Annotated in this window: 21 protein-coding genes and 3 tRNA genes; 9 read left to right on the forward strand and 15 right to left on the reverse strand. The window is 63.3% G+C overall.

All coding sequences use genetic code 11. The annotated features are described in order from the left end of the window. Positions 1 to 35: 35 nt before the first annotated feature. Together hisH and hisB are read right to left on the reverse strand one after the other, a co-directional pair. Positions 36 to 674: an imidazole glycerol phosphate synthase subunit HisH gene (gene hisH, locus K3725_RS05235; protein ID WP_260017782.1), complete on the reverse strand. Its 639-nt coding sequence runs from the start codon at positions 672 to 674 to the stop codon at positions 36 to 38. Between the two features lies 1 nt (position 675). Next, a complete protein-coding gene (gene hisB, locus K3725_RS05240) occupies positions 676 to 1263 on the reverse strand; it encodes an imidazoleglycerol-phosphate dehydratase HisB (RefSeq protein WP_260017783.1) in 588 nt (195 codons plus the stop codon). Between the two features lie 190 nt (positions 1264 to 1453). Here hisB and K3725_RS05245 point away from each other — a divergent pair, with 190 nt between their 5' ends. Further along, the gene (locus K3725_RS05245; RefSeq protein ID WP_039179418.1) at positions 1454 to 1693 is read left to right on the forward strand and encodes an Lrp/AsnC family transcriptional regulator; all 240 of its coding nucleotides are present in this window, start codon (positions 1454 to 1456) and stop codon (positions 1691 to 1693) included. 77 nt (positions 1694 to 1770) lie between these two features. Here the strand turns inward: K3725_RS05245 and K3725_RS05250 are convergent, their stop codons facing one another. The 7 genes from K3725_RS05250 to K3725_RS05280 form a co-directional block, all read right to left on the reverse strand. Continuing rightward, positions 1771 to 3123, reverse strand: coding sequence for an aminotransferase (locus K3725_RS05250; RefSeq protein ID WP_260017784.1), 1353 nt, complete (start codon positions 3121 to 3123; stop codon positions 1771 to 1773). Positions 3124 to 3275: 152 nt separating this feature from the next. Further along, a tRNA-Gly gene (locus K3725_RS05255) sits at positions 3276 to 3350 on the reverse strand. A gap of 143 nt (positions 3351 to 3493) precedes the next feature. Beyond that, positions 3494 to 3568, reverse strand: a tRNA-Gly gene (locus tag K3725_RS05260). 89 nt (positions 3569 to 3657) lie between these two features. After that, positions 3658 to 4071, reverse strand: coding sequence for a very short patch repair endonuclease (locus K3725_RS05265; protein WP_260017785.1), 414 nt, complete (start codon positions 4069 to 4071; stop codon positions 3658 to 3660). After that, on the reverse strand, positions 4056 to 4958 hold the full coding sequence (locus K3725_RS05270; RefSeq protein WP_260017786.1) for a NaeI family type II restriction endonuclease: 903 nt from the start codon (positions 4956 to 4958) through the stop codon (positions 4056 to 4058). Before K3725_RS05270 ends, K3725_RS05265 begins: the two co-directional genes overlap by 16 nt. 51 nt (positions 4959 to 5009) lie before the next feature. After that, the gene (locus K3725_RS05275) at positions 5010 to 5969 is read right to left on the reverse strand and encodes a DNA cytosine methyltransferase (RefSeq protein WP_260017787.1); all 960 of its coding nucleotides are present in this window, start codon (positions 5967 to 5969) and stop codon (positions 5010 to 5012) included. A 143-nt stretch (positions 5970 to 6112) separates the two neighbouring features. Then, positions 6113 to 6187 (reverse strand) — tRNA-Gly (locus tag K3725_RS05280). 155 nt (positions 6188 to 6342) lie between these two features. Here K3725_RS05280 and K3725_RS05285 point away from each other — a divergent pair. After that, the gene (locus K3725_RS05285) at positions 6343 to 6528 is read left to right on the forward strand and encodes a hypothetical protein (RefSeq protein ID WP_260017788.1); all 186 of its coding nucleotides are present in this window, start codon (positions 6343 to 6345) and stop codon (positions 6526 to 6528) included. Positions 6529 to 6728: 200 nt separating this feature from the next. On the opposite strand, the gene K3725_RS05290 is transcribed toward K3725_RS05285, so the two are convergent. The 3 genes from K3725_RS05290 to K3725_RS05300 form a co-directional block, all read right to left on the reverse strand. After that, positions 6729 to 10172: a pyruvate carboxylase gene (locus tag K3725_RS05290; RefSeq protein ID WP_260017789.1), complete on the reverse strand. Its 3444-nt coding sequence runs from the start codon at positions 10170 to 10172 to the stop codon at positions 6729 to 6731. A gap of 322 nt (positions 10173 to 10494) precedes the next feature. Then, complete coding sequence (locus tag K3725_RS05295; RefSeq protein ID WP_260017790.1) at positions 10495 to 11640, reverse strand: alpha-hydroxy acid oxidase; 1146 nt, start codon at positions 11638 to 11640, stop codon at positions 10495 to 10497. 78 nt (positions 11641 to 11718) lie between these two features. Then, on the reverse strand, positions 11719 to 13554 hold the full coding sequence (locus tag K3725_RS05300; RefSeq protein WP_260017791.1) for a diguanylate cyclase: 1836 nt from the start codon (positions 13552 to 13554) through the stop codon (positions 11719 to 11721). A 204-nt stretch (positions 13555 to 13758) separates the two neighbouring features. Here K3725_RS05300 and K3725_RS05305 point away from each other — a divergent pair, with 204 nt between their 5' ends. Both K3725_RS05305 and K3725_RS05310 read left to right on the forward strand, forming a co-directional pair. Continuing rightward, complete coding sequence (locus K3725_RS05305; protein WP_260017792.1) at positions 13759 to 16116, forward strand: ATP-dependent helicase; 2358 nt, start codon at positions 13759 to 13761, stop codon at positions 16114 to 16116. A gap of 75 nt (positions 16117 to 16191) precedes the next feature. Continuing rightward, on the forward strand, positions 16192 to 16530 hold the full coding sequence (locus tag K3725_RS05310) for a hypothetical protein (RefSeq protein WP_260017793.1): 339 nt from the start codon (positions 16192 to 16194) through the stop codon (positions 16528 to 16530). A 52-nt stretch (positions 16531 to 16582) separates the two neighbouring features. Here K3725_RS05310 and K3725_RS05315 read toward each other — a convergent pair whose 3' ends face one another. The 3 genes from K3725_RS05315 to K3725_RS05325 all read right to left on the reverse strand — a co-directional run bounded on the left by K3725_RS05315 (position 16583) and on the right by K3725_RS05325 (position 18758). After that, positions 16583 to 17446 (reverse strand): EamA family transporter, encoded by an 864-nt coding sequence (locus K3725_RS05315; protein ID WP_260017794.1) that lies wholly within the window; start codon positions 17444 to 17446, stop codon positions 16583 to 16585. Beyond that, complete coding sequence (locus K3725_RS05320; protein ID WP_260017795.1) at positions 17447 to 18235, reverse strand: phosphodiesterase; 789 nt, start codon at positions 18233 to 18235, stop codon at positions 17447 to 17449. 313 nt (positions 18236 to 18548) lie between these two features. Then, positions 18549 to 18758 carry a DUF1127 domain-containing protein gene (locus K3725_RS05325; RefSeq protein WP_260017796.1) on the reverse strand — a complete coding sequence of 70 codons (210 nt, stop codon included), beginning with the start codon at positions 18756 to 18758 and terminating at the stop codon, positions 18549 to 18551. Between the two features lie 343 nt (positions 18759 to 19101). Here K3725_RS05325 and K3725_RS05330 point away from each other — a divergent pair, with 343 nt between their 5' ends. The 5 genes from K3725_RS05330 (at position 19102) to K3725_RS05350 (ending at position 24654) form a co-directional block, all read left to right on the forward strand. Continuing rightward, positions 19102 to 20166 (forward strand): Mrp/NBP35 family ATP-binding protein, encoded by a 1065-nt coding sequence (locus K3725_RS05330; protein WP_260017797.1) that lies wholly within the window; start codon positions 19102 to 19104, stop codon positions 20164 to 20166. Between the two features lie 845 nt (positions 20167 to 21011). Continuing rightward, complete coding sequence (mraZ, locus tag K3725_RS05335; RefSeq protein ID WP_260017798.1) at positions 21012 to 21515, forward strand: division/cell wall cluster transcriptional repressor MraZ; 504 nt, start codon at positions 21012 to 21014, stop codon at positions 21513 to 21515. 3 nt (positions 21516 to 21518) lie between these two features. Next, positions 21519 to 22511, forward strand: a complete 993-nt coding sequence (gene rsmH, locus K3725_RS05340; protein WP_260017799.1) for a 16S rRNA (cytosine(1402)-N(4))-methyltransferase RsmH — start codon at positions 21519 to 21521, stop codon at positions 22509 to 22511. Next, positions 22508 to 22873, forward strand: coding sequence for a cell division protein FtsL (locus tag K3725_RS05345; protein ID WP_260017800.1), 366 nt, complete (start codon positions 22508 to 22510; stop codon positions 22871 to 22873). Before rsmH ends, K3725_RS05345 begins: the two co-directional genes overlap by 4 nt. Next, on the forward strand, positions 22870 to 24654 hold the full coding sequence (locus K3725_RS05350; protein WP_260017801.1) for a penicillin-binding protein 2: 1785 nt from the start codon (positions 22870 to 22872) through the stop codon (positions 24652 to 24654). The genes K3725_RS05345 and K3725_RS05350 overlap by 4 nt, the downstream gene beginning before the upstream one ends. Positions 24655 to 24660 lie beyond the last annotated feature (6 nt).

The following is a 24660-nucleotide window of genomic DNA, read 5'->3' on the forward strand; positions in this document are numbered from 1 at the left end:
CCCGCCGGAGGCCACGGCGCGTTAGCGCCGTCCCTTCAGGGTTTCCAGGTCAGGAAGTTGCCAATCATCCGCAAGCCGGTGGCCTGGCTTTTCTCCGGGTGGAACTGCATGCCTACCATCGTGTCCCGGCCGATGACCGCGGTCACGTCGCCGGCGTAATCCACATGCGCCAGCCGTTCCGCAGGGGTTGCCACGCGGAAATGGTAGGAATGCACAAAATAAACGTGATCACCGCTCTGGATGCCGTCAAACACCGGGTGCGCATGGTCAATGACCAGATCGTTCCAGCCCATATGCGGCACTTTCAGGGAGGCATCCGCGGGCGTGATCTTCACCACATCGCCGCCAACCCAGCCGAGGCCCGGTGTCTCCTCATACTCATGCCCGGTGGTCGCCATCAGCTGCATGCCGACGCAGATGCCCAGGAACGGACGGCCCTTTTGCTCCACCGCTTCGACCATGGCGTCATAGATGCCCTTGTGGCCGCGCAGCTCTGCCGCGCAGGCGGGGAAGGCGCCATCGCCGGGCAGCACCAGCCGATCGGCACGGGCCACAACATCGGCGTCTGAGGTCACCACGACCTCGCCCGCATCCATTTCCCGCGCCATGCGCTGAAATGCCTTCTCAGCCGAGTGCAGGTTGCCGGATTCGTAATCAATGATTGCGGTCAGCATCTCAGAGCGCACCCTTGGTGGACGGAATCGCATCCGCCTTGCGCGGGTCGGTCTCCACCGCCAGCCGCAGCGCGCGGGCCACCGCCTTGAACGCCGCCTCGGCAATATGGTGGCTGTTGAACCCGTGCAGCTGGTCGATATGCAGGGTGATGCCGCCATGGGTGCTCAAGGCTTGAAAGAACTCCCGCACCAGTTCGGTGTCAAATGCGCCGATTTTCTGGGTAGGCAGCTCGACGTTCCAGATCAGGAAGGGGCGCGCCGACAGGTCCAGCGCGCAGCGCACCTGCGCATCATCCATCGGCAGGTGGCACTCGCCATAGCGCCGGATCCCCTTCTTGTCCCCCAGCGCCTGCACCAGTGCCTGACCCAGCGCGATGCCAGTGTCCTCCACCGTGTGGTGGTCGTCGATGTGATAGTCACCCTTGGCGCGGATGGTCATATCGATCAGCGAATGGCGCGCCAGCTGGTCCAGCATGTGGTCGAAAAAGCCAACCCCGGTCTGGTTGTCATAGATCCCGGTGCCATCCAGGTTGATCTCGACAGAGATATCGGTTTCCGCGGTCTTGCGGGTCACTTTGGCGGTACGCATCAGCGGCTTATCCTTCGTCATGCTGCAAGAGCTTTAGTTCTGCCTGGGCGCTTATAGGGCGGGCAGGGGGCACGGCTCAAGTGCGGCATTGTGCATGGGGAGCAACCTGTTGCAGCAATCCCGGTCTCTTGCGCCCGCCTGCGCCCCGTGCGAGCTTGGGCGCAAACTCCTGATCAGCCATGAGGGCCCCATGTCCACCTGCGTCTTTGTCCAGATCCGCTGCAAACCCGGCACCACCTACAAGGTGGCTGAGGAGATCGCCCTGCGCGAAATCCACTCCGAGCTTTACTCCACCAGCGGCAACTTCGACCTGCTGATGAAGCTTTACATCCCGACGGGGGAGGATGTCGGCAAATACATCAATGACCAGTTGCTGCAGATCGAAGGGATCGAGCGGTCCCTGACCACAATGACCTACAAGGTGTTCTGAGGCTTCTGGCAACCAAGCCATGGAAAGCAAAACGCCCCGCAAAGCGGGGCGTTTTCTGTTTCCGGGCCGGTGATTGGTCAGGCGGCAATCAGGCCTTGTTCGCTGAGCTCGGCATAAGCCGTATCAACGGCGGATTTCATCCGTGCCAGCATGTCGTCCACTTCGGCTTTGGTGATGATAATCGGCGGGCACAGCGCCAGCGCGTTCCCCGCGACCGCCCGCAGGATCAGGCCGTTCTCCTGGCAGGCCTTCTGCGCGGCGGCGCCTGCGGCCCCTTTGTCAAAGCTGGCACCGGTGGTCTTGTTCGACACCAGCTCCAGCGCCGCGATCAGCCCCTTGCCGCGCACCTCGCCGACCAGCGGATGATCGGTGAAAATCTCGCGCAGCTGCGCCTGCATATAGGCGCCCACGTCCGCAGCGTGCTCGAACAGGTTGTCGCGCTCATAGATCTCCAGCGTTTTCAGCGCCGCGGCACAGGCCGCCGGGTGGCCGGAATAGGTGTAGCCGTGACCAAAGACGCCGACCTCATTGGTCTGCGCAATCATCGCCTCATACATGTATCCCGGAATGACCGAGGCAGAGATCGGGAAATAGGCCGAGCTCAGCTGCTTGGCAAAGGTCATCAGGTCCGGCTTGATGCCCATGGTGGTGCAGCCGAAATCGGCGCCGGTGCGCCCGAAGCCGCAGATCACCTCATCGGCCCAGACCAGGATGCCATGCTTGCGCAGCAGCGCCTGCAGCTTCTCGTAGTAGCCCTCCGGCGGCACGATCACGCCGGACGCGCCGGTGATCGGCTCGACAATCATCGCTGCGATGGTGCCGGGGTCTTCCGCCAGGATCTGCTCTTCCAGATTATTGATGATCCGGTCGACAAACTGTTCCTCGGTCTCATTGCCCTGGCGGCCGGTGTAGTAATGCGGCGCGTCCGAGCGCAGGATTGAGAGCGCCTCCAGCGGCGCATCGAAATGCGCGAGATTCGCGGGCAGGGAGGTCAGCGAGCCCGCCGCAACCGTTACCCCGTGATAACCGCGTTCGCGGGTGATGATCTTGCGCTTCTCCGGCTTGCCGATGGCGTTGAAGTAATAGCGCAGCATCTTGTAGTGGGTGTCATTGGCGTCCGAGCCGGAGTTGCCAAAGAAGATATAGGCGTCCTCCACCGGCACCATCGCCTTCAGTTTCTCGGCCAGCTCCATAATCGGCTTGTGGGTCTTGCCGCCAAAGGTGTGGGTGAACGGCAGTTTGTGCAGCTGCTCGGTGATGGCATCCATCACCTCGGTGTTGCTGTAGCCCAGCGAGGTGCACCACAGGCCCGCCAGCCCTTCGATGTATTTGTTACCGTCCGTGTCATAGACATAGATGCCTTCGCCGCGGTCCAGGCACAGCTGTTCGGTCGCGGTGAAATTGGTGGTGGGATAGATGACTGGGGCCATGGCCATACTCCTGCGATGATCTGCCCGTGAGCATTGTTTGGCAGTAGCATTGGCCTGTTTTTCAGCCCGCGTCAAAGGAATTTGATCAAATTTCACGGGGGCGTTTGAAAAAGCGAAAGGCCGCCCCGGAGGGCGGCCTTTTCGTTTCCCGATGGAGCGGGCGATGAGATTCGAACTCACGACCCTTACCTTGGCAAGGTAATGCTCTACCCCTGAGCTACGCCCGCGCTGCCATCCGGTGACGCGGTGAATAGGAAATCCGCGCGCAACCCGCAAGCGGAAAATGACAGTTCAGTGAAGAAAATGCCGCCTGTGCCGCAGTGAAGAAAAGCGAAAGGCCGCCCAAAGGACGGCCTGTTCCGCTTTCGAATGGAGCGGGCGATGAGATTCGAACTCACGACCCTTACCTTGGCAAGGTAATGCTCTACCCCTGAGCTACGCCCGCGCTGCCATCCGGTGAGCGGTGTTTAGGGTTTTCCCAAACGGGCCGCAAGAGGAAATTTTAGGAACCTCGCAAGTATCTGTGGATAAGCATTATTCTGCCGTTTTTAGGAAGTCTGCGAGGCGGTCTTTCAGGGCGGCAGGATCCTTGGTCTCGCATTCCCAGATGGTCAGAACCTGCCAGCCCGCCGCCTGCAGGGCGGCCTGTTGTTCCGCGTCGCGCTCCGCATTCCGGTGCAGCTTCGGTTCCCAGTAGTCGCGGCGGCTGGCCGGGATGCGCCCGTCGCGGCAGTCATGCAAGTGCCAGAAGCAGCCATGCACAAAGATCACCTTGCGGCGCGGCCCGAACACCAGGTCGGGCTTGCCCGGCAGGTCCTTGCGGTGCAGCCGGTAGCGGAAGCCCATCCCATGCACCATCCGCCGCACCAGCAGTTCCGGCTTGGTGTGCTTGGCGCGGATCTTGGCCATATTGGCGCTGCGCCGCTCTGGTGTCAGCTTGTCGGCCACGCGATGGGATGCCCTGATTGTCCGGCCATGCGGGCATGGTACTCCGTTTCAATCCGGCAGGAAATGAACTCGCTTGCGGCGCATGGCAGCAGCTCCAGCGCCTTGATCAGCTGGGCATCCTTGCGCCCTTCCAGCACCACGATTTGCTCACGCCCCAGAATGTCGCGGGTGCCATGGCCGCCGTCAGCGCGGATGCGGCGCATGAAATCCTTCTGCTGCGCCACCGCCTCTACCGCGGCGCGGGGAATCGGGCGGCGCTGCATCAGCCGGAACAGAGTGGCCATGCGGGCGTTGCCTGTGCCGCAGCCGAATATCTCCTCGACTGCATCCGCATCCGCAGTGCGCCAGAAGTTGGCCGGGTAGGGGTGGTCCTTCAGCAGCCACTGGATGTGTTTGAAACCTTCGGCAGAGATGCTGCGCTTGGCATCCTTGTTCTGCCCCGCGGTCAGATACTCGGGCCGGGCCACGATCAGCCCCAGGTAGCAGCGCGCCCGCGCCTCATCCGCGGCCACCAGCAGGCAGGCGCTGCCCACCGCTTCGGTCGGGATCATCCAGTTGCTGCCCATGGTGTGCTTGATGTCGACATCATGGCCCAGGATCACGGTGTCCAGCCGTCCCTTCCGCAGGCCCAGCAGGGCCCGCAGTTCAATCTCCACCCGTGTCCCGATATAGGTCTTCTCGGTCTTTTCCAGCTCTTCGTATGACCGCCGCCCGGTCTTGGGTGTCATGATCACATCGTCTATGCAGTCGCGCAGCATGAAGGCCACGTCATGCTCCAGCGCCAGCAGCCCGCCGGCGCGCTGGGTGATCTCCATCTCAAGGTGGATAAGGACGTTGAAATCCTGGTGGCCGAAACCGATCAAGCTGTCGGGAATGTTCTGTTTCAAGTGCAAACCTCCTGCCCGGCGGTTTGCGGGACGGCCGGAGCAGCGGTGGGGCTAGGCTCGCACGGCATGCAGCTTCGGCTTGGCAATCGCCGCCTTCAACTCACGTGCCACGGCCTCTGCCACTGGCGGCGGGAAGGCGTTCCCGACCTGCCGGTAGGCATTGGTCTTGGCGCCGGTGAAGTGCCAGGCATCCGGGAAGCCCTGAATGCGCGCGACCATCCGCACCGTCAGGCGCGGCATGTCGTTGTGGAAGGGATCTGGCGCCTCATTTGCAATGGTGCGCCCCTCAACCCCCAGCGCCGCCCAGGCGCGCCGCGCCCGGGTCGGGCCCAAATCAGGCCCGCCGTGCTTCTTGGAGCCGCCAACAATCGTTGGCGCGATCTCATCTGCCTTGGCAGCCCAGTCATCGGCCCCGCGCCAGCCGCGCTCCTTCATCAGGTCGATCAGGGTCGCGCCCACGGTCGGCGGATTGTGCGGCAGCGGCTCGGGCCAGTTGAACTGGCCTGCAAATTCGCGGCGCAGGGCAACAATCGCCACCCGCGGCCGCAGCTGCGGCACACCGAAGTCGGAAGCATTCAGCAGCCGCCAATCGGTTTCATAGCCCAGCTTCGAAAGCTGTTTCTTCAGCTTCTCGCGGTAGTCATGAAACACCGCATCCAGAAAGCCGCGCACGTTTTCGATCATCACCGCGCGAGGCCGGGTCGAATCTACAATCTCGATTGCATCATCGAACAGGTTGCGCTCGTCCTTCTCGCCCAGCTGCTTGCCCGCGACTGAAAACGGCGGGCAGGGCAGGCCGCCGGCCAGGAGGTCGATGCCTTTGTAGTCGCCCGCGACGTCCTTGAACTTGCGCACGTCTTCTTCCAGCACGTTCCACGCGGGGCGGTTGTGGCGCAGGGTGGCGCAGCAGTGCTTATCGATCTCAACCAGCGCCGTGTGGTCAAAGCCCGCCGCCTCGAGACCGAGGGCCTGGCCGCCCGCACCTGCGCATAGTTCTACCGATGTCAGCATTCTGCTCTGCCTGTCCGTTCGCGTTCTTGCTCTGTTCCTATGCGGTAAAGCGATTCCGCACAAGGTCTTCTGCACCCGGCCAGACTATGCGGAAATGCTGAAAAGCGAAAGGCCGCCCCGAGGGCGGCCTGTCCGTTTCCCGATGGAGCGGGCGATGAGATTCGAACTCACGACCCTTACCTTGGCAAGGTAATGCTCTACCCCTGAGCTACGCCCGCGCTGCCATCCGGTGAGCGGTGAAATAGGGGCTTGGGGGCAAGGCTGCAAGAGGAAATTCGGCAGCAAGAGAAAAAAACCGCACTGGCAGCGACGGAACGCCAAAGGACGCGCGTTTGATTGGCAGCGAAGAAGGTTTTCAGGGGAGATTGAGCCCATGCCGTGCAAGGATTACCTGCGGATCGCCAGCTTGGGGGGGGCGATAGCCCTGGGGCTTCTGGTGCACAGTGATCATCACCTCAGCACACCTCAGGCGGACAGCTGGGCCGGGCAGCTCGAGGCAATCAAGCCAGTGCAGGTTGAAACCGTGACCCTGCCGGCTCCAGCCGCCGTCAAGGCGTGACAGCGGCGCAAACCGTTTCCCGGCGCGGGAAACGGCCAAAAATCCTGCGAGGATTTTCGGCGTCAGGCAGAGCCGGGCGGCGCCGGTTTTCCGCGCCGGAAAACGGGCCGGAATTCGTGCCGGATTCTGCTGCCTGAGATAAGGAAAAAAGGCGCCCCGCCATCTGGCGGGACGCCTTTCATTGAGTTCAGTCTTGCAGCTTACTCCAGCTCGACCAGCAAGTCCTTGGCGTCGATCTGGCCGCCGGCCTGAACGTGCACGGCCTTGACCACCGCGTCGCGCTCGGCATGGATGCCGGTTTCCATCTTCATCGCTTCGATGGTCAGCAGCATGTCGCCTTCATGCACCTGCTGGCCCACCTGCACCGCGACCGAGGCCACAACACCCGGCATCGGCGCGCCGACATGGTTGGGATTGCCGACTTCCGCCTTGGCGCGGGCTTCGGTCGAGGCTTTCACCAGACGGTTCGGCACCCGGATCACGCGGGGCTGACCGTTCAGCTCGAAGAAGACCTTCACTTCGCCCTTCTCGTCGGTCTCGGAAATCGCCTGCAGGCGGATCTCCAGGGTCTTGCCCGGATCGATCTCGGCGGTGATCTCCTCACCCGGCTCCATGCCATAGAAGAAGGTCTTGGTCGGCAGGGTGCGCACCGGGCCGTACTGGCGGTGGCGGCCCATGTAGTCGAGGAACACCTTGGGGTACATCAGGTAGCCGTTCAGATCCTCGTCATCGACGCTGAAGCCTTCCAGCTGCTGGGACAGATCCGCACGGACCGCTTCCAGGTCCACCGGCTCCAAATGCGCGCCGGGACGCTCGGTGTTGGGCGCTTCACCCTTCAGCACCTTGGTGACGATGCCCTCCGGGAAGCCGCCCGGGGGCTGGCCCAGGTTGCCGCGCATCATGTCGACGACCGAGTCGGGGAAGGCCACATCGGTCTTCGGATCCTCGACCTCATCGCGGGTCAGCCCCTGGGAGACCATCATCAGCGCCATGTCGCCAACCACCTTGGACGACGGAGTCACCTTCACGATATCGCCGAACATCTGGTTCACGTCGGCATAGGTCTGCGCCACGTCGGCCCATTTCTCTTCCAGCCCCAGGCTGCGCGCCTGCGCCTTCAGGTTGGTGAACTGGCCGCCCGGCATCTCATGCAGGTAGACCTCGGAGGCCGGGGCCTGCAGGCCCGACTCAAACGCTGCATACTGCGCCCGCACCTGCTCCCAGTAACCGGAGATCTCGCGCACCTTGGAGATATCGATGCCGGTGTCGCGGTCGGTGTTGCGCAGCGCCTCGACGATGGAACCCAGGCAGGGCTGCGAGGTGCCGCCACTGAAAGCGTCCATCGCCGCATCCACCGCATCCACGCCGGCATCCGCTGCCGCCAGGATGGTGGCACCGGCTACGCCGGACGTGTCATGGGTGTGGAAGTGGACGGGCAGGCCGACCTCTTCCTTCAGAGCCTTGACCAGCTGTCGGGCAGCAGCAGGCTTCAACAGGCCTGCCATGTCCTTCAGGCCCAGGATGTGGGCGCCGGCCGCTTCCAGCTCTTTCGCCATGCCGACATAGTACTTGAGGTCGTACTTAGCGCGGCTCGGGTCCAGGATATCGCCGGTGTAGCAGATGGTGCCTTCGCAGACCTTGCCGCTTTCAACCACCGCGTCCATGGCAACGCGCATGTTTTCGACCCAGTTCAGCGAGTCGAAGACGCGGAACACGTCAACACCGGTGGTCGCTGCCTGGCGCACGAACTCCTGCACCACATTGTCCGGATAGTTGGTGTAGCCGACGCCGTTGGAGGCGCGCAGCAGCATTTGGGTCATCAGGTTCGGCATCCGCTCGCGCAGGTCGCGCAGGCGCTGCCAGGGGCATTCCTGCAAGAAGCGGTAGGCCACGTCAAAGGTCGCACCGCCCCAGCATTCAACCGAGAACAGCTGGTTGAGGTGCTGCGCATAGGCCGGCGCCACCTTGATCATGTCGAGCGAGCGCATCCGGGTCGCCAGCAGCGACTGGTGGCCGTCGCGCATTGTGGTGTCGGTCAGCAAGAGCTGGCGCTGCGCCTTCATCCAGTCGGCGACAGCTTGCGCGCCCTTCTGCTCCAGCAGGTTGCGGGTGCCATAGGGCAGGTTGCCCACGTCCGCCTTCGGTGCGCGCGGCTCCTTCAGGTCGGCGGCGGGGGCCGCCCGGCCTTCGGTCTCCGGGTGGCCGTTCACGGTGATGTCCGCGATATAGGTCAGCACCTTGGTGCCGCGGTCGCGGCGCTTCTTGAACTGGAACAGGTCCGGGGTCTCGTCGATGAACTTGGTGGTGTATTCATTCGACAGGAAGGTCGGGTGCTTCAGCAGGTTTTCGACAAAGGCGATGTTGGTGGAAACACCACGCACCCGGAATTCGCGCAGCGCGCGGTCCATGCGGGCAATCGCCTTTTCCGGCGTCGGCGCCCAGGCGGTCACCTTGGTCAAGAGCGAGTCGTAATAGCGGGTGATCACACCGCCCGCGTATGCGGTGCCGCCGTCCAGGCGGATGCCCATGCCGGTGGCGGAACGGTAGGCGGTGATGCGGCCGTAGTCCGGGATGAAGTTGTTCAGCGGATCCTCGGTGGTCACGCGGGTCTGCAGCGCATGGCCATTGAGGCGGATGTCGCCCTGGCTGGATTTGCCGGTCGCCTCGGCAATGGTCTTGCCCTCGGCGATCAGGATCTGCGCCTGAACGATGTCGATGCCGGTGACCTCTTCGGTCACGGTATGCTCCACCTGCACCCGCGGGTTCACTTCGATGAAGTAGAACTTGCCGTCGTTCATATCCATCAGGAACTCGACGGTGCCCGCGCATTCATAGTTCACGTGCTGGCAGATCTTGCGGCCCAGGTCGCACAGCTCGGCGCGCTGTTCTTCGCTCAGGTACGGGGCAGGGGCGCGCTCAACCACTTTCTGGTTGCGGCGCTGAACCGAGCAGTCCCGCTCATACAGGTGGTAGATCTCACCGTGCTTGTCGCCCAGGATCTGAACCTCGACGTGGCGGGCGCGGGTGATCATCTTCTCCAGATAACCCTCGCCGTTGCCGAATGCGGCTTCCGCCTCGCGGCGGCCTTCCAGCACTTTCTCTTCCAGCTCCTTCTCGGCGTGGATCGGACGCATGCCGCGGCCGCCGCCACCCCAGGAGGCTTTCAGCATCAGGGGATAGCCGACCTCAGCCGCTTCCTTGCGGATCGCGTCCATATCGTCGCCCAGCACTTCGGTGGCCGGGATCACCGGCACGCCGGCCTCGATCGCAACCCGGCGGGCGCTGGCCTTGTCGCCAAGGGCGCGCATGGTTTCCGCCTTGGGGCCGATGAAGGTGATGCCGTTGCGGGCGCAGGCGTCCACGAAATCCGGGTTTTCCGACAGCAGACCGTAACCGGGGTGGATCGCATCAGCGCCGCTTTCCTTGGCGACGCGGATAATCTCGTCGATCGACAGGTACGCCGCAACCGGCCCCATGCCTTCGCCGATCCGGTAGGCTTCATCCGCCTTGAACCGGTGCAGGCCGAGCTTGTCCTCCTCGGCATAGACGGCGACGGTGCGTTTGCCCATTTCGTTGGCGGCGCGCATCACGCGGATCGCGATCTCGCCACGGTTGGCAATCAGGATTTTTTTGAAGTCGGTCATGTCACCCTCGGGGTCCGTGCAAGTTGGTGCAGTGTTAGGCGGATATTATCGAACCGCACAACAGTAGTTCTGGGTATTTCCGGCATGATTGCGCTCTCAAGCGGCTTGTCCTTTCCTTTCTGGCCGCGGTTTTGGGGGATCCTGACTTTGCAACTCGCCGCCTTGCTTGGCGCTAACATTTGCAGATTCTGCAGAAATTCTGCACATGCAGCATGATTTTGTAACTTTTTTTGTTGCGGCGCAGCGCAAAGTGACGCTGCGTGTGCGTCATTTTGGCGCAATTCATGCGATTTCGCGCAAAAAGCGCCGGCGGGGCGCGCAGTCAGCCCAGATGACGGATTTGCAAACCGCGTGCTTCGGCCAGGCCGGGCAGGCCCAGCTGGCCCATGTTGGCTTCCAGATCCCTGGCGAGGATGCTGATCAGATGCGCCGGTCCGGCCTCTCCCAAGGCAGCCAGCGCATAATGGAAAGCGCGCCCCAGCATGATGAAGTCCGCCCCCAGCGCCAGCGCCCGCAGAACGTCCAGCCCGCCCTCGATACCGCTGTCAAAAATCACCGGCACGCTCACGGCATCCCGCACCTCAGGCAGCAGGCTGATGGCGGGCGGGCAGCCGTCGAATTGGCGGCCGCCGTGGTTCGACAGCCAGATCGCATCGGCGCCTGCCTCCTGCAGCCGCTGCGCATCCGCGGCCCGCTGCACCCCCTTGATGATCAAGGGCCCGTCCCAGTTGCGCCGCAGCCAGTGCACATATTCCCAGTCCGGCGAGGTCCGCAGCAGGTAACCGATATGCGCGGTCGGCGGCAGGTTGGCCTGTTCGCCGCTGATGTATTTGTCCAGCGTCCGCATGTGCGGCATTCCCTGCTGCGCCATTCCCAGCGCCCAGGCAGGCCGCATTGCAATCTGCGCCAAAAGCCGCGGGGTCAGCCGGGGCGGCTGTGTCAGGCCAGAGCGCGTCTGCCGTTCCCGGCGGGAGGCAACCGGCACATCCACTGTCAGCACCAGGGTGCGGAACCCGGCATCCCGTGCCCGTGCCAGCAGGTCGGCACGGATGCCCTCATCCTTGGGCGGGTACAGCTGGAACCAGGCATGTGCCCCAAGATGCGGCGCCAGATCCTCAGGCGATTGGCTGGCCACGGTCGACAGGCAATAGGGAATGCCCGCCGTTCTGGCGCTGCGGGCCAGGATGCCCTCTGCATCCGGCCAGATCAGCCCCGACATGCCGACAGGAGCGATCCCGAACGGGAAGGCGTGCCGTGTGCCCAGCAGGTCAACGGACAGGTCCGTCTCCAGCGGCCCGTGCAGCACCGAGGGCAGCATGCCGATCCGGTCCAGCCCGGCCCGGTTCTGCGCCTTGGCGGCCTCGGCACCGGTGCCGCTGACCAGATACTCCCAGACAAATTCCGGCAGCCGCTGCCGGGCGCGGCGCTTCAGGTCATCCAGGCCCGGATATGTCTGATGCAGATCCATTTGCGCATTGGTACGCGGAGGCCGCAAATGTGCAAGCAAAAGCGCAGGCGCACAGCACGGCCCCTGCGTTCGGCCGTCTTATGCGGCGCCTTTCTTCCCGGTCTCCGGAGCTCTGCTTTTTTCGTCTTGAGCGATGGCTTTCTTTTCTTCCGGGCCGGCTGGCTCCGGCTGGGCAGCGGGATCGCGCGGCAGGGCGCTGTTGCCTGTTGCAATGCACAGCTGATTGCGGCCCTTCGCCTTTGCCTCATACAGGGCCTCGTCCGAGGCCCGCAGCAGCTCCTGCGGCAGGGTGCCATGCACCGGGTAATGGGCAATCCCCAGCGAGATGGTGACCCGCGGCAGCGCCTTTTCGCCGTAGCGCACGACGATGTCTTCGACCGCCTGGCGCAGCAATTCCGCCTTTGTGACCGCATCATGGGGGGCAACCCTTGGCAGCAGCAGCGCGAACTCTTCGCCGCCGGGCCGGCAGGCCACCTCGTCGCCGTCACAGGCCTGTTCCAGCGCGGTGCCAACCGCACGCAGCACCATGTCACCGGCATCATGGCCGTGGTTGTCGTTGAATTTCTTGAAATGATCGACGTCGATCGACACCACGCTCAGCGGGGTTCCGCTGATTTGGCTGCCTCCGACGAACTTGCGCAGGGACTCGGTCATGTGGCGGCGGTTGAACAGCCCGGTCAGCGGATCGCGCACCGACTGGTCGTGCAGCTGATCGCGCATCCGCACATTGGCAATCGCCATGCTGATCTGTTCGGCGCACATCTGCGCCAGCTTCTTGCAGTTGGAGAAATCCGCAGCCCGGCTGGGCCGTGCCCGCAGATGCATCAGGCCGACCGTCTCGCCATGCGCCAGAATCGGAAAGCAGAAATAGGGGCGCCCGTCATGCGGTTCCGCATGCTCGCAGGTGAACTCCACTTCGGAGGCGCCGAACTCATAGGTGCGGCCGCGGCGCAGCCCCCAGCATTCGCCCGGCTGGATCTGGTCCTTGTGGCTGCCGCCGTTCCAGCTGGAACAGCCGACCAGCACATCGCGCGAATTGGAGAACACATAGATGCTGCCCTCCGAATCGGGCAGCAGATGGCTCATGAATTCCGACACCATGTGAAACAGCTCTTCCAGCGACCGGCAGGACTGCAGCCATTCGTTCAGCTCCCCCAGCAGCTTCACTTCGCGGGACAGCTGCAGCTGGTTCGCCATGATCTCCTGGTCCTTGGCCGAGCGGCGCTCGATCTGGCGCAGGCTGCGGCGGTTGGTGCGCATGATAACCACCATGACAATGGTCATGGCCGCCACCACCACCACAGAAATCAGCGCCAGCGAGATGCGGACCCGGGTTATGAAGGTGTTCCGCACATCGGTGATGTCGGAATAAAACTCAATCGCGCCGATGAAGTATCCGTCATGGATGACGGGGGTGTAAACTTCGGCCACTTCGCGCAGCGGGATGGAGCCGTCGGCATTGACCAGCACCCTCAGCCCGTCCACCTCTGTTGCGGGCTTTCCTTCGTGCTTGTAGTAGGTCAGGCCCTGGGCGACAACCGCCTGGAAATACGGCTTGGTGTTGCGCTCGCCAATGTTTTCGAGCCGGGTCGACCAGAAGATGGTGCCATCCGCCTGGAACAGCTTCAGCCGGTAGACGTCAGAGGTCTCCGGCACCAGCCGCAGATACTCTTCATCATGCAGGTCCAGGTCGCCCAGCACAAAGGCATCTTCGCTGCTGGTCAGATGCAGCAGCACGGCACGCCGCCAGGTGTCGGCCTGTTTGCGCAGGTCCGCCTCCAGCATCCGGTCCACCACGGGCGGCGGCACGGCATAGACCGCCCAGGCAGACAGGACAGCCGCCGCCAGCAGCAGCGGCAGGGCAATAAGGGTCTTGAGCTTGGAATATATTCTCCGGTCCGGCCGGTATGTCATGACAGTCCTCGGGCAGTCAGTGTTTGCACAAGAATTGCGCGGCAGCCTTTACATAAGATGAAGAAACCCGCCGGTGCTTGTGCTGAATGCCTGAAATGCAATTCAAGGCAGCATTTCCGGGCCTGACTATACCGGGGTTGGAGTGGTGAACAGACTGTGAACGTCCTCTTTCCGCCGGGCCTGAATCACGCTAGGATCACGGCCATGAGCAGTTTTGACGAAATGGACGCCTTTGAGGGCGCATCGCTGTCGTCCCGCGCCATGGGCGCGCGGGTGATGCCCTATCTGGACACGCTGAACCCCGCCCAGCGGGAGGCGGTGGAATGCCTCGACGGCCCGGTGCTGATGCTGGCGGGCGCAGGCACCGGCAAGACCAAGGCGCTGACCACCCGCATTGTGCATCTCCTCAGCACCGGGCGCGCCCGCCCGAATGAGATCCTGTCGGTCACCTTCACCAACAAGGCTGCCCGCGAGATGAAGGAACGGGTTGGCGGCCTGCTCGGCCAGGCGGTCGAGGGGATGCCCTGGCTCGGCACCTTCCACTCGATCTGCGTCAAGCTCCTGCGCCGCCACGCGGAACTGGCGGGGCTGAAATCAAATTTCACCATTCTCGACACCGACGACCAGATCCGGCTCTTGAAACAGCTGATCCAGGCCGCAGGCATCGACGACAAGCGCTGGCCTGCGCGGATGCTGGCCAATATCATCGACGACTGGAAGAACCGCGCGCTGACGCCGGACAAGGTGCCGTCTGCGGATGCCAGTGCCTATAATGGCCGCGGCACCGAATTCTACGCCCAGTACCAGACCCGCCTGCGCGAGCTGAACGCGGTCGATTTCGGCGACCTGCTCCTGCATATGGTGACGATCTTCCAGAACCACCCGGATGTGCTGGAACAGTACCAGCGCTGGTTCAAATACATCATGGTGGACGAATACCAGGATACCAACGTCGCCCAGTACCTTTGGCTGCGGCTTCTGGCGGGTGCGCATAAGAACGTCTGCTGCGTTGGCGATGACGACCAGTCGATCTACGGCTGGCGCGGTGCCGAGGTCGGCAACATCCTGCGGTTTGAGAAGGACTTCCCCGGCGCCATGGTGGTGCGGCTGGAGCAGAACTACCGTTCCACCGGCCACATTCTGGCCACTGCCTCCAATGTGATCCGCGGCAATGCCGGCCGCTTGGGCAAGGAGCTGTGGACCGATGCCGGTGACGGTGAAAAGGTTCGCCTGATCGGACATTGGGACGGCGAGGAAGAAGCCCGCTGGATCGGCGAAGAGATTGAGGCGATGCAGCGCGGCACCCGCGGGCAGGCACCCATCGGTCTCAACAGCATGGCCATCCTGGTCCGCGCCTCGCACCAGATGCGCGCGTTCGAGGATCGCTTCCTGACCATCGGCCTGCCGTACCGCGTCATTGGCGGCCCGCGGTTCTATGAGCGGATGGAGATCCGCGATGCCATGGCTTACTTCCGCGTCGTGGTCTCTCCCGATGACGGCCTCGCGTTTGAGCGCATCGTCAACACCCCCAAGCGCGGCCTTGGCGACAAGGCGCAGCAGACCATCCAGCGGGTTGCCCGCGAGAACGGCGTTTCGCTGGTCGAGGGCGCACGGCTGGCGGTGGAAAGCGGCCAGATCAAGGGCAAGGGCGGCGGCGCCCTGCGCGAACTGGTCCAGGGCATCGCCCGCTGGGGCCGGATGGCCGGCGACGCGGACATCACCCACATGGAGCTGGCCGAGATCATCCTGGATGAATCGGGCTACACCGCCATGTGGCAGAACGACAAAAATCCGGATTCGCCCGGGCGCCTGGAAAACCTCAAGGAACTGGTGAAGGCGCTGGAGTCTTTCGAGAACCTGCAGGGTTTCCTCGAGCACGTCAGCCTGGTGATGGACAACGACAAGCAGGACGCGGATGAAAAGGTCTCGATCATGACCCTGCACGCCGCCAAGGGCCTGGAGTTCCCCGCCGTTTTCCTGCCGGGCTGGGAGGACGGGCTGTTCCCCTCGCAGCGCTCGATGGACGAAAGCGGCCTTAAGGGGCTGGAGGAGGAGCGCCGGCTGGCCTACGTCGGCATCACAAGGGCAGAGGAAATCTGCACCATCTCCTTTGCCGGTAACCGCCGGGTGTTCGGCCAATGGCAGTCACAGCTGCCCTCGCGGTTCATTGACGAACTGCCGGAGGAACATGTCGAGGTGCTGACGCCGCCGGGCCTCTACGGCGGCGGCTATGGCGCAGCCGCACCGGGTGCGGGGCAGGTGCGGTCCTCCATCGAAGAAAAGGTGGCGCAGGCCGACGGCTACAACTCCCCCGGCTGGAAACGGATGCAGGCCCGCGCGGGCCAGTACGGCATGTCCCAGCCCAAGGAGAGCAAGCATCAGGTGATCGACCTCACCGCCACCTCCAGCTTCACGCTGGGGGAGCGGGTGTTCCACCAGAAGTTCGGCTATGGCGCCATCACCGGCATCGAGGGCGATAAGCTGGAAATTGATTTCGAGAAGGCCGGCCCCAAGAAGGTGGTTGCCAAGTTCGTTACGGCTCCTGACGATGTACCATTTTAGGTGAAGGTCGAGTTTTGAGACCCATCCGAGGCGGTGCTAAAGTTACATTTTGTCTGTTTTGACCGGAGGGGATTGATGGACGCCGAACCCTTGTACTTCAAGTGCAGTTGGCCCGAAGAGCCTCTGCCGCTTGGAGCGCCATCATGGATCTTCTATGAAGTTATTGAACTTACCGACGTGGTCACTCGTACAATCGAATTGTTCCCGAGCGGTTCCGCCATTCGAAACAGCATCAAGCTAGCCGAACGTGAAGGACCGGATTTGAGGACGCGGGAATTCAGATCTCTCGTGCACGGATCATTTCTTGGGTTCTCCAAACAGGGACTTGTTCAAATCTCGAAGCAAGAGTTCAATGCCCTATGGGAGAGTGCCGTTGATAAGCCGTGGCCGCCTGAAGCTGAACTCCTCTGCTAGGCAAAGTGCACCCAATCAGAAAGGCAACTGCTCGATATCTGTGTGACCCGCCCTATCGCATCGCAATCATCGCAATGCCGATGGCAATCAGCACCGCCCAGCCCAGGCGGCTGAGGCCGCGCGGTTCCTTCAGCACCAGCGCCGCCAGGATCACCGACACCGGGATCGACACCTGCCGCACCGCGCTCACCGCCGCCGCCTCGGCGCCCAGCTGGAACACCCGCAGGATCAACAGGTACGACAGGTAGGACGACAGGCCAGCAAACAGGATGCGCCAGGGGTTCTGCGCCCAGCCGCGCACCACGCCCAGCAGCGGCGCCGACTGCTCCCGGTCCTCCCAGGCGCGCAAAGCCCCCATGGCCAGCGTCACCAGGATATAGGTCCAGAACAGGAACGGCGCGCTGGCTGCCCCTTTCATCGCTGCCGCATCTGAAATCGAATAGGCCGCCGACCCCAGCATCGCCATCGCCGCCATGGCAAAGGCGCGCGGATCATCCAGCAGCCGCCCCTTGCCCTTCTGGATCATCAGCCCGGCCCAGATGATCAGCCCCATCCCCAGCAGCGCCGCACCGGTATAGCTGCGGTCCAGCACCAGCCAGCTGAACGCCGCAATCGCCAAGGGCGAGGAGCGCACGATCGGGTAATAGGCCGACAGGTTTCCCCGCCGTAGCGCCGACAGAGTGCCGTAGTAATAAACCGTCAGCCCCAGTGCCGAGGCCAGAACCAGCACCCAGATCCCGGCTGGCAGGGCAGGGGTCTGCCCTGCCAGCGCCATATGCACAGCGGCAAACACCACCCAGCTAAGGCATACCCCGGTGTAGCAGGACACCGGATGCGCCACGCCCTTCAGTGTCAGGTCCCGCAGCGGATGGGTGACCGCCGATAGCAGAACCAGCAGGATCCAGAAAAACTCCACTTAACCGGCCGTATCCTGTCCGGGACGGTCCAGATAGGCGTCGAAATGCACGGTGACCTGATCACCACTCACCTGCACCACACCATAGGCCACGGGCTCGACGCAGTATTCTGTCCCCGCCCGTTCCGGCACCAGCGGGATCTGGTGGTTGGTGCTGGGCAGCGAGGTGAAGCTGTAGCCGCGCCAGTTCACATAGGTCATCCGGTGAATATGGCCGTAGAAGATATGGCGGATGTTCCGGCCTTTCTGCAAGCTGCTGTGAAAGGCCTCGGGATCGCGCAGCTTGATGTCGTCCACATAAGGCAGGCCGATATCAAACGGCGGATGGTGCAGGAACAGGAACACCGGCGCATCGCCTGCTGCTTCCAGTTCTGCCTCCAGCCAGGCCAGCCGCTCTGCACACAGCTCGCCATCATGCACGTCCGGCCCGCCAGCCAGCGTGTCCAGGAACAGGAACTTCGCACCGCCTGCCGCATGGCTGTGCTGCACATAGCCGCCGCCGTCGCGTGGGTGATCCGCAAAGACCTGCAGGAAGCTCTCCCGCACGTCGTGATTGCCCAGCATCAGGAAAGTAGGCAGCGGAAAGGCTGCCAGCTGCTCCTGCAGCCAGCCATAGGCCGCGGGATCGCCCTCGTCCGCCAGATCGCCCGAAATCACGCAGAACGCGGCGTCCCTGTGCCATTCGGCGATATCCGCCAGCACCCGGCTGAGATTCGCAGCCGGGTCGCTGCCATTCAGCGGCACGCCCGGCGCCATCAGGTGGATATCGGTGAGGTGAATGAATTTCATGGCGCGGTCCCGCAAATCACTGATGCCTATGCCTGCGATCAAATCAGCAGATGCAGCCAGGGGATAGCTCAAAACCGTCAGCCGCCCGGTCCGGGTGCGGCAATACCTGTGCCGGAATCAAGAAACGGCGGCGCCCAGGGAGGAGGAGGGGCACCGCCGTTCTGTCAAACACCGGGTATCAGGGAGGAGGAGACCCCGGTGATCCAAACCCGGCTTTTGGCCGGTATAGGGTGCGGCGGCATCAGGGAGGAGGAGGATGCCGCCGCAGAAGACAGGCTCTTCTAAGGGAGGAGGAGAAGGAGCCTGATCTCTATCAGTTGTTCTCGTAGGCCGCCTGATAGGCGACGCGCTTGATTTCGGACCGGTTCAGGCCCAGGTCAGCCAGGTCGCGGGCGGTCAGCGCGGACAGCTCATTCACGGTCTGGCGGTACAGGCGGTAGCGGACGAATTTCACCAGCAGGCCATCCAGGAAGCCGAGCGGGGATGCAAAGTTCACCGCGGAGATCTGTTGTGCTGCTGCCATCGTTCTGTTCCTTCGTCTAACCGTCTCGTCGTGTGCCGCTGTGGCATTTCTTGAATGACAATTTAAGGATATGCTGCGGATGCACAATCCCGCGCTTCGTCATTGCTGCTATGCGGCATATGCATGGGTGACGCAGGGTAGGCCTTTGTAATTGGACAAGATTTTCGGCAGTCCGTTGCGCAGCTGTATAATTTCCGGGCAGGCCGCTGCGTGCAGCGCATAGGTCTTGCCGGTGCGGATTGACACATCCGCCGCCTTGCAGATGCGGCAAACGCGCAGTCCGGGTTCCCTGCGCGCCTGGGTGCACATATATATGGGCCGGATTTGACGCAGGAGAGCAGCAATGAGTGTCACACAGGAACAGATTCGCGCGGTGCTGGAACGGCTGGCGCTGCCGGACGGCGGCACTCTGGTGTCGCGCGACATGCTGCGGGCCCTGCGCATCGAGGGCGGCAGGGTAAGCTTTGTGATCGAGGCGCCAAGCCCTGAGGTCGCAAAACTGATGGAACCGCTGCGCAAGGCTGCCGAGGCCGCAGTGCTGTCTTTGGACGGCGTTGAAACCGTCTCCGCCGCGCTGACGGCCCACGCGCCCCAGCAGCCCGCGCCCAGCCTCAAGGTCGGCGGCCACCCGAAGCCGCAGGCCGAACCGCTGAAGCCCGCGGGCGTCAAGCGCATCCTGGCCGTTGCCTCCGGCAAGGGCGGGGTGGGCAAATCCACCGTGTCCTCGAACCTCGCCGTGGCGCTGGCCCGCCAGGGCCGTAAGGTGGGCCTCTTGGATGCGGATATCTACGGCCCCTCGCAGCCCCGGATGATGGGCGCCAGCGGACGGCCTTCCAGCCCGGATGGCAAGATCATCGAGCCGCTGCACGCCCATGGCGTCACCCTGATGTCGATCGGCTTCATGGTCGATGACGCCAAGGCCGTGGTCTGGCGCGGCCCGATGCTGATGGGCGCGCTGCAGCAGATGCTGGGGCAGGTGAACTGGGGCGAACTGGACGTGCTGATCGTTGACCTGCCGCCCGGCACCGGCGATGTGCAGCTGACGCTCTGCACCAAGGCGGAGCTGTCCGGCGCCATCGTGGTTTCCACCCCGCAGGATGTGGCGCTGCTGGACGCACGCAAGGCGCTGGACATGTTTAACACTCTGAAGACCCCTGTGCTGGGGCTGATCGAGAATATGTCCTTCTTCACCTGTCCCGATTGCGGCAGCGAGCATCACATCTTTGGCCACGGCGGCGTCGCGGCTGAGGCAGAGGCCCTGGGCCTGCCGCTCCTGGGCGCCTTGCCGATTGATCTGGAAACCCGCCTGGCCGGCGACAGCGGCACGCCCATTGCGGCAGGGGAGGGGCCGATGGCCCAGGCCTATGCCCGCATTGCCGAAGGCCTGATCGGCGGCGGCATGGCCTGAGGCATTCACGCACGGAAAAAGCGTCCTGACTGGCCCGCCGTTCTGGCGGGCCATTTCCTGTTGAGGGCAGCGGGCTCGTTGCGCGCGGTCAAGCTGGCGCAGATGGGGCGCGCGCGGGGAATGGGACTGCATGGCACTTGCTGCGCCGGGCGGGAACTCATGGGACGGCCGGGAAACCGCGGGCTGGCTGGGAAACCATGGGATCAGCGGGAAATCATGGGGGGCATGGGAAATCATGGCCCTCTCTCCGCAAAACACCCCTTGAAGTTGCGAATCACTGAGTGTTGAAACGCCTTTACGGAGCACTTTCAGCACTGCTGCCCGCTTTGGCGTGAGAACGTTAAGGGAACTTTTTGCTGTCTAATTGCCGGATCTGTGGAATCGCGGGAAACTATGGGAAAAAATTTCCCCCTGCAACTCGCATCTATATCTAGTGTTTGCGCTGGATTTATTCACTACAAGTTCCGAGTTTTGCCCAAATTGCGCCGCGAATCCTGTGAGGTTCCACGGAAACCCTGTCAAGGATTCGACACTTTCCCGCAGAAAACAGTTGCTAGCCCATCAATTCCCATAGTATCCCTTGTTCATCGAATGAGACGAGGGACGGGGCGCCAAACGACCCCAGAGCCAAAAACAAAACAAGCAGGTTTCATACAGGCCTTCGCTTTCATCGAACCAAGAGATCCGGCGCGCGGGCGAGCAGACATCCCCCCAGGTGGCGCGTGCAGTCGGACATCCCGCAAAGCGGGCCAAGGCGGCGGGTTGATCAGTGGCAGCAGATCAACCCGCCCCTTTTCATTCTGGGGGACGGATTAACGCGAGGGACGCGCGAAAAGGACGGTAAATTGGGCCGCAGGTTCAGAGGCGAAAGCCACCACAAGGTGGATACAAAGGGGCGGGTGTCGATACCGGCCTCCTTTCGCCGTGTGCTGGAGGCCGCCGACCCTAATTGGCAGCCCGGCCTGAACCCCGAACTGGTGATCGTCTACGGCGACCAGCGCCGCAAATTCCTTGAATGCTATACTATAGAGGCGATCGAGGAGGTCGACGCCAAGATCGACCAGCTCCCGCGCGGCTCAATGCAGCGCAAGATGCTGCAGCGCATGTTCCACGGCCAATCCTTCCCGACCAACGTGGACGAGACCGGCCGCCTGGTGCTGCCAGCCAAGCTGCGCCAGAAAATCGACCTTGAGGCAGAGGCATTTTTCATCGCCGCAGGCGACACCTTCCAGATCTGGAAGCCGGAAACCTACGAGCAGGAAGAACTGGCTCAGGCCGAAGAGTGGATGGACGACCTGCCAGAAGGCTTCGATCCAATGGAATTCCTAGACGGCGCCGGGGGCGCTTAAGACATGACCCAGGACCAACAAGCTGCCAATGGTCCCCACATTCCGGTTCTTCTCCGCCCGCTGCTCGCAGCCGTGGCGCCGGTTTCGGGCCGCTGGCTTGACGGAACCTTCGGCGCCGGCGGCTATACCCGCGGCCTGCTGGAAGCCGGTGCAGAGCAGGTCATCGGCGTCGACCGTGACCCACTAGCCTTTGAACTTGCTAAACCCTGGGCGGGGGAGTACGGCGACCGCCTGATCCTGCAGTCCGGCGTCTTCTCCCGCATGGATGAATACGCCCAGGACCTCGACGGTGTGGTGCTGGACCTTGGCGTCTCCTCTATGCAGCTGGATCTGGCCGAACGCGGCTTCTCCTTTATGAAGGACGGTCCGCTGGACATGCGGATGTCGCAGTCCGGCCCGTCTGCCGCCGACCTCATCGCAGAGCTGAGCGAGGCGCAGATCGCCGACATCCTGTTCCACTACGGCGAGGAGCGCGCCAGCCGCCGGATCGCCAAGGCGATTGTCAAAGAACGCGCGATCGAGCCGATCACCACCACCCTGCGCCTCGCGGGCATCATCGAGAGCTGCCTGCCGCGCCCCAAGCCCGGCCAGTCGCACCCCGCGACCCGCAGCTTCCAAGGGCTGCGCATCGCGGTGAACGCCGAATATGACGAGCTGTTCGAGGGCCTACTGGCCGCTGAACGGGCGCTGAAGCCCGGCGGCCTGCTGGCCGTGGTCACCTTCCACTCGGTCGAGGACCGCATGGTCAAACGCTTCTTCCAGCACCGTGCAGGCAAGACCGGCCGCGCCAACCGCTATGCGCCGGAGCAGGCGGAAACACCCTCGCAATTCGAACTGGTCACCCGCAAGGCCGTGGGCCCGGACGATCAGGAGCTGGCCGAGAACCCCCGTTCCCGCTCCGCCCGCCTGCGGGTCGGACGCCGGACGGACGCCGCACCGGGGCCAATCTCGGCCAAGGAACTTGGAATGCCGCAGCTGAAAGAGGCGCGCAAATGAAGACTTTGCTGTATGCCGCAACCTGCCTGGCCGTCTTCGGCCTCGCCTTCTGGGCCTACCGCGAAAACTACGCCACCCAGCAGGTGCTGAAAGACACCCGTGCGCTGCAGCGTGAAATCGGCGCTGCCCAGGTGCGTCTCAGCGTGCTGCGCGCTGAATGGGCCTATCTCAACCGCCCGCAGCGCCTGCGCGAGCTGGCAGAGATCAACTTCGACAGCCTCGGCCTTTTGCCGCTGCGCCCGGACCAGTTCGGCCGCGTCGATGAGGTCTCCTACCCGGCGCCGCCGGAGCTGGAGATCGAAAACGAGGTTGAGGTCTCCGGCCTCAATGCCGGCCAGAACCCCGACGGGAGCCAGCCATGATCCGCACGCCGCTCCGCCCGCTGGCCCGCATCCTTCACGCCCGCGCAAGCGGGGAAAACCCGGATGTGATCGAAGAGGAAAACATCAGCCTGCGCCACCATGAGATGCAGGTGCAGGCCCGCCAGCGCGCCGAGGGGCGGCTTCTGGTGCTGGGGTTGTTCTTTGTCTGTGCCTTTGGCGCCATCATCGCGCGGATGGGCATGACTGCCGTGTCGGAGCCTGCCGAACCCGTGGCCAGTGTCCCCGGCGCTGCCATCGCCGCTCAGCGCGCCGATATCGTCGACCGCAACGGCAGCCTGCTGGCCACCAACTTCGAGACCCATTCCCTTTACGCCCAGCCGCCGCAAATGATCGACCCCGTCGGCGCCGCGGAGAAACTGGTGGAGATCTTCCCGGACCTCGACCGCGAGCGCTTGATCAAGGACTTCACCGGAAAGCGCAAGTTCCTGTGGGTGAAGAAGAAAATCAGCCCGGAGCAGCTTCAGGCGGTGCATGACATCGGCGATCCCGGCCTGATGTTCGGCCCGCGCGAGATGCGGCTCTACCCCAACGGGAGCCTGGCCGCCCATGTTCTGGGCGGCGCTGGCTTCGGCAAGGAAGGCGTGAACGCGGCCGAGGTGATCGGCGTCGCCGGTGTCGAGCGCCAGTTCGACGACTACCTGCGCGACCCGGCCAATGCGGGCAAACCGCTGCAGCTGTCGCTCGATCTCACCGTGCAGGCGGCGGCGGAACAGGTGCTTTACGGCGGCATGAAGCTGATGAACGCCAAGGGCGCCACCTCGATCCTGATGGACGCCGACACGGGCGAGGTAATCTCGGTGGTCTCTTTCCCGGATTTTGATCCCAACGACCGGCCGCGCCCGCCGACCTCAGGCTTTGACCCCTCCGACAGCCCGCTGTTCAACCGTGCGGTTCAGGGGGTGTATGAGCTTGGCTCCACCTTCAAGATCTTCACTGCTGCGCAGGCGATGGACCTGGGGCTGGTCAACGCCGACACCGTGATCGACACCCGCGGCCCGCTGCGCTGGGGCCGCTTTGCGATCCGCGATTTCCGTAACTACGGAAACGAAATGTCGGTAACTAAAATTATCGTCAAATCCTCCAACATCGGCACCGCGCGGCTGGCGCAGCAGATCGGGGTGGAGCGGCAGAAAAGCTTCCTCGACACCCTTGGCATGCTGGAGCCGACCCCGTTCGAGATTTCCGAGGCCGCAGGCGGCAAGCCGCTGCTGCCCGCCAACTGGTCAGAGCTGTCGGCGATGACCATCTCCTATGGCCATGGCATCTCCACCACGCCGATGCACCTGGCGGCGGGCTACGCGGCAGTGGCCAACGGCGGCCGCTACGTGGCGCCGACGATTCTGAAACAGACCGCGCCGCAGCTGGGTCCGCGGGTGATGAGTGAGGCCTCCGCCGCCGCCGCGCGCAATATGTTGCGCAAGGTGGTCAGCGAAGGCACCGCGTCATTTGCCGAGGTCGAGGGCTATCAGGTAGGCGGCAAGACCGGCACCGCGGACAAGCCCAAGCCCCGCGGCGGTTATTACGATGACAAGGTTATCGCCACTTTTGCCTCTATTTTCCCGGCACATGACCCCAAGTATGTGCTGATCGTGACGCTGGACGAACCCTCGATTATTGCCCATGGCGAAGAGCGCCGCACCGCAGGCTGGACCGCAACCCCGGTGGCGGCTGAGATGATCGGGCGCGTGGCACCCTTGCTGGGCCTGCGTCCGCAAGTTGAACCCGCAGAGGTGACTGGTATAACCCTCACCTCGAACTGACACAGG

The sequence above is a fragment of the Leisingera sp. S132 genome (assembly GCF_025144465.1).
Classification (GTDB): Bacteria; Pseudomonadota; Alphaproteobacteria; order Rhodobacterales; family Rhodobacteraceae; genus Leisingera.

Excerpts from the sequence above, each read along its gene's own strand:
- K3725_RS05300 (WP_260017791.1), bottom strand. The coding sequence starts at position 13,554 with ATGACATACCGGCCGGACCGGAGAATATATTCCAAGCTCAAGACCCTT.
- K3725_RS05290 (WP_260017789.1), bottom strand. The coding sequence starts at position 10,172 with ATGACCGACTTCAAAAAAATCCTGATTGCCAACCGTGGCGAGATCGCG.
- K3725_RS05325 (WP_260017796.1), bottom strand. The coding sequence starts at position 18,758 with ATGGCAGCAGCACAACAGATCTCCGCGGTGAACTTTGCATCCCCGCTC.
- rsmH (WP_260017799.1), top strand. The coding sequence starts at position 21,519 with ATGACCCAGGACCAACAAGCTGCCAATGGTCCCCACATTCCGGTTCTT.
- K3725_RS05245 (WP_039179418.1), top strand. The coding sequence starts at position 1,454 with ATGTCCACCTGCGTCTTTGTCCAGATCCGCTGCAAACCCGGCACCACC.
- K3725_RS05295 (WP_260017790.1), bottom strand. The coding sequence starts at position 11,640 with ATGGATCTGCATCAGACATATCCGGGCCTGGATGACCTGAAGCGCCGC.
- hisB (WP_260017783.1), bottom strand. The coding sequence starts at position 1,263 with ATGCGTACCGCCAAAGTGACCCGCAAGACCGCGGAAACCGATATCTCT.
- K3725_RS05275 (WP_260017787.1), bottom strand. The coding sequence starts at position 5,969 with ATGCTGACATCGGTAGAACTATGCGCAGGTGCGGGCGGCCAGGCCCTC.
- K3725_RS05310 (WP_260017793.1), top strand. The coding sequence starts at position 16,192 with ATGGACGCCGAACCCTTGTACTTCAAGTGCAGTTGGCCCGAAGAGCCT.
- hisH (WP_260017782.1), bottom strand. The coding sequence starts at position 674 with ATGCTGACCGCAATCATTGATTACGAATCCGGCAACCTGCACTCGGCT.
- K3725_RS05320 (WP_260017795.1), bottom strand. The coding sequence starts at position 18,235 with ATGAAATTCATTCACCTCACCGATATCCACCTGATGGCGCCGGGCGTG.
- K3725_RS05330 (WP_260017797.1), top strand. The coding sequence starts at position 19,102 with ATGAGTGTCACACAGGAACAGATTCGCGCGGTGCTGGAACGGCTGGCG.
- K3725_RS05285 (WP_260017788.1), top strand. The coding sequence starts at position 6,343 with ATGCCGTGCAAGGATTACCTGCGGATCGCCAGCTTGGGGGGGGCGATA.
- K3725_RS05345 (WP_260017800.1), top strand. The coding sequence starts at position 22,508 with ATGAAGACTTTGCTGTATGCCGCAACCTGCCTGGCCGTCTTCGGCCTC.
- K3725_RS05250 (WP_260017784.1), bottom strand. The coding sequence starts at position 3,123 with ATGGCCCCAGTCATCTATCCCACCACCAATTTCACCGCGACCGAACAG.
- K3725_RS05305 (WP_260017792.1), top strand. The coding sequence starts at position 13,759 with ATGAGCAGTTTTGACGAAATGGACGCCTTTGAGGGCGCATCGCTGTCG.
- K3725_RS05350 (WP_260017801.1), top strand. The coding sequence starts at position 22,870 with ATGATCCGCACGCCGCTCCGCCCGCTGGCCCGCATCCTTCACGCCCGC.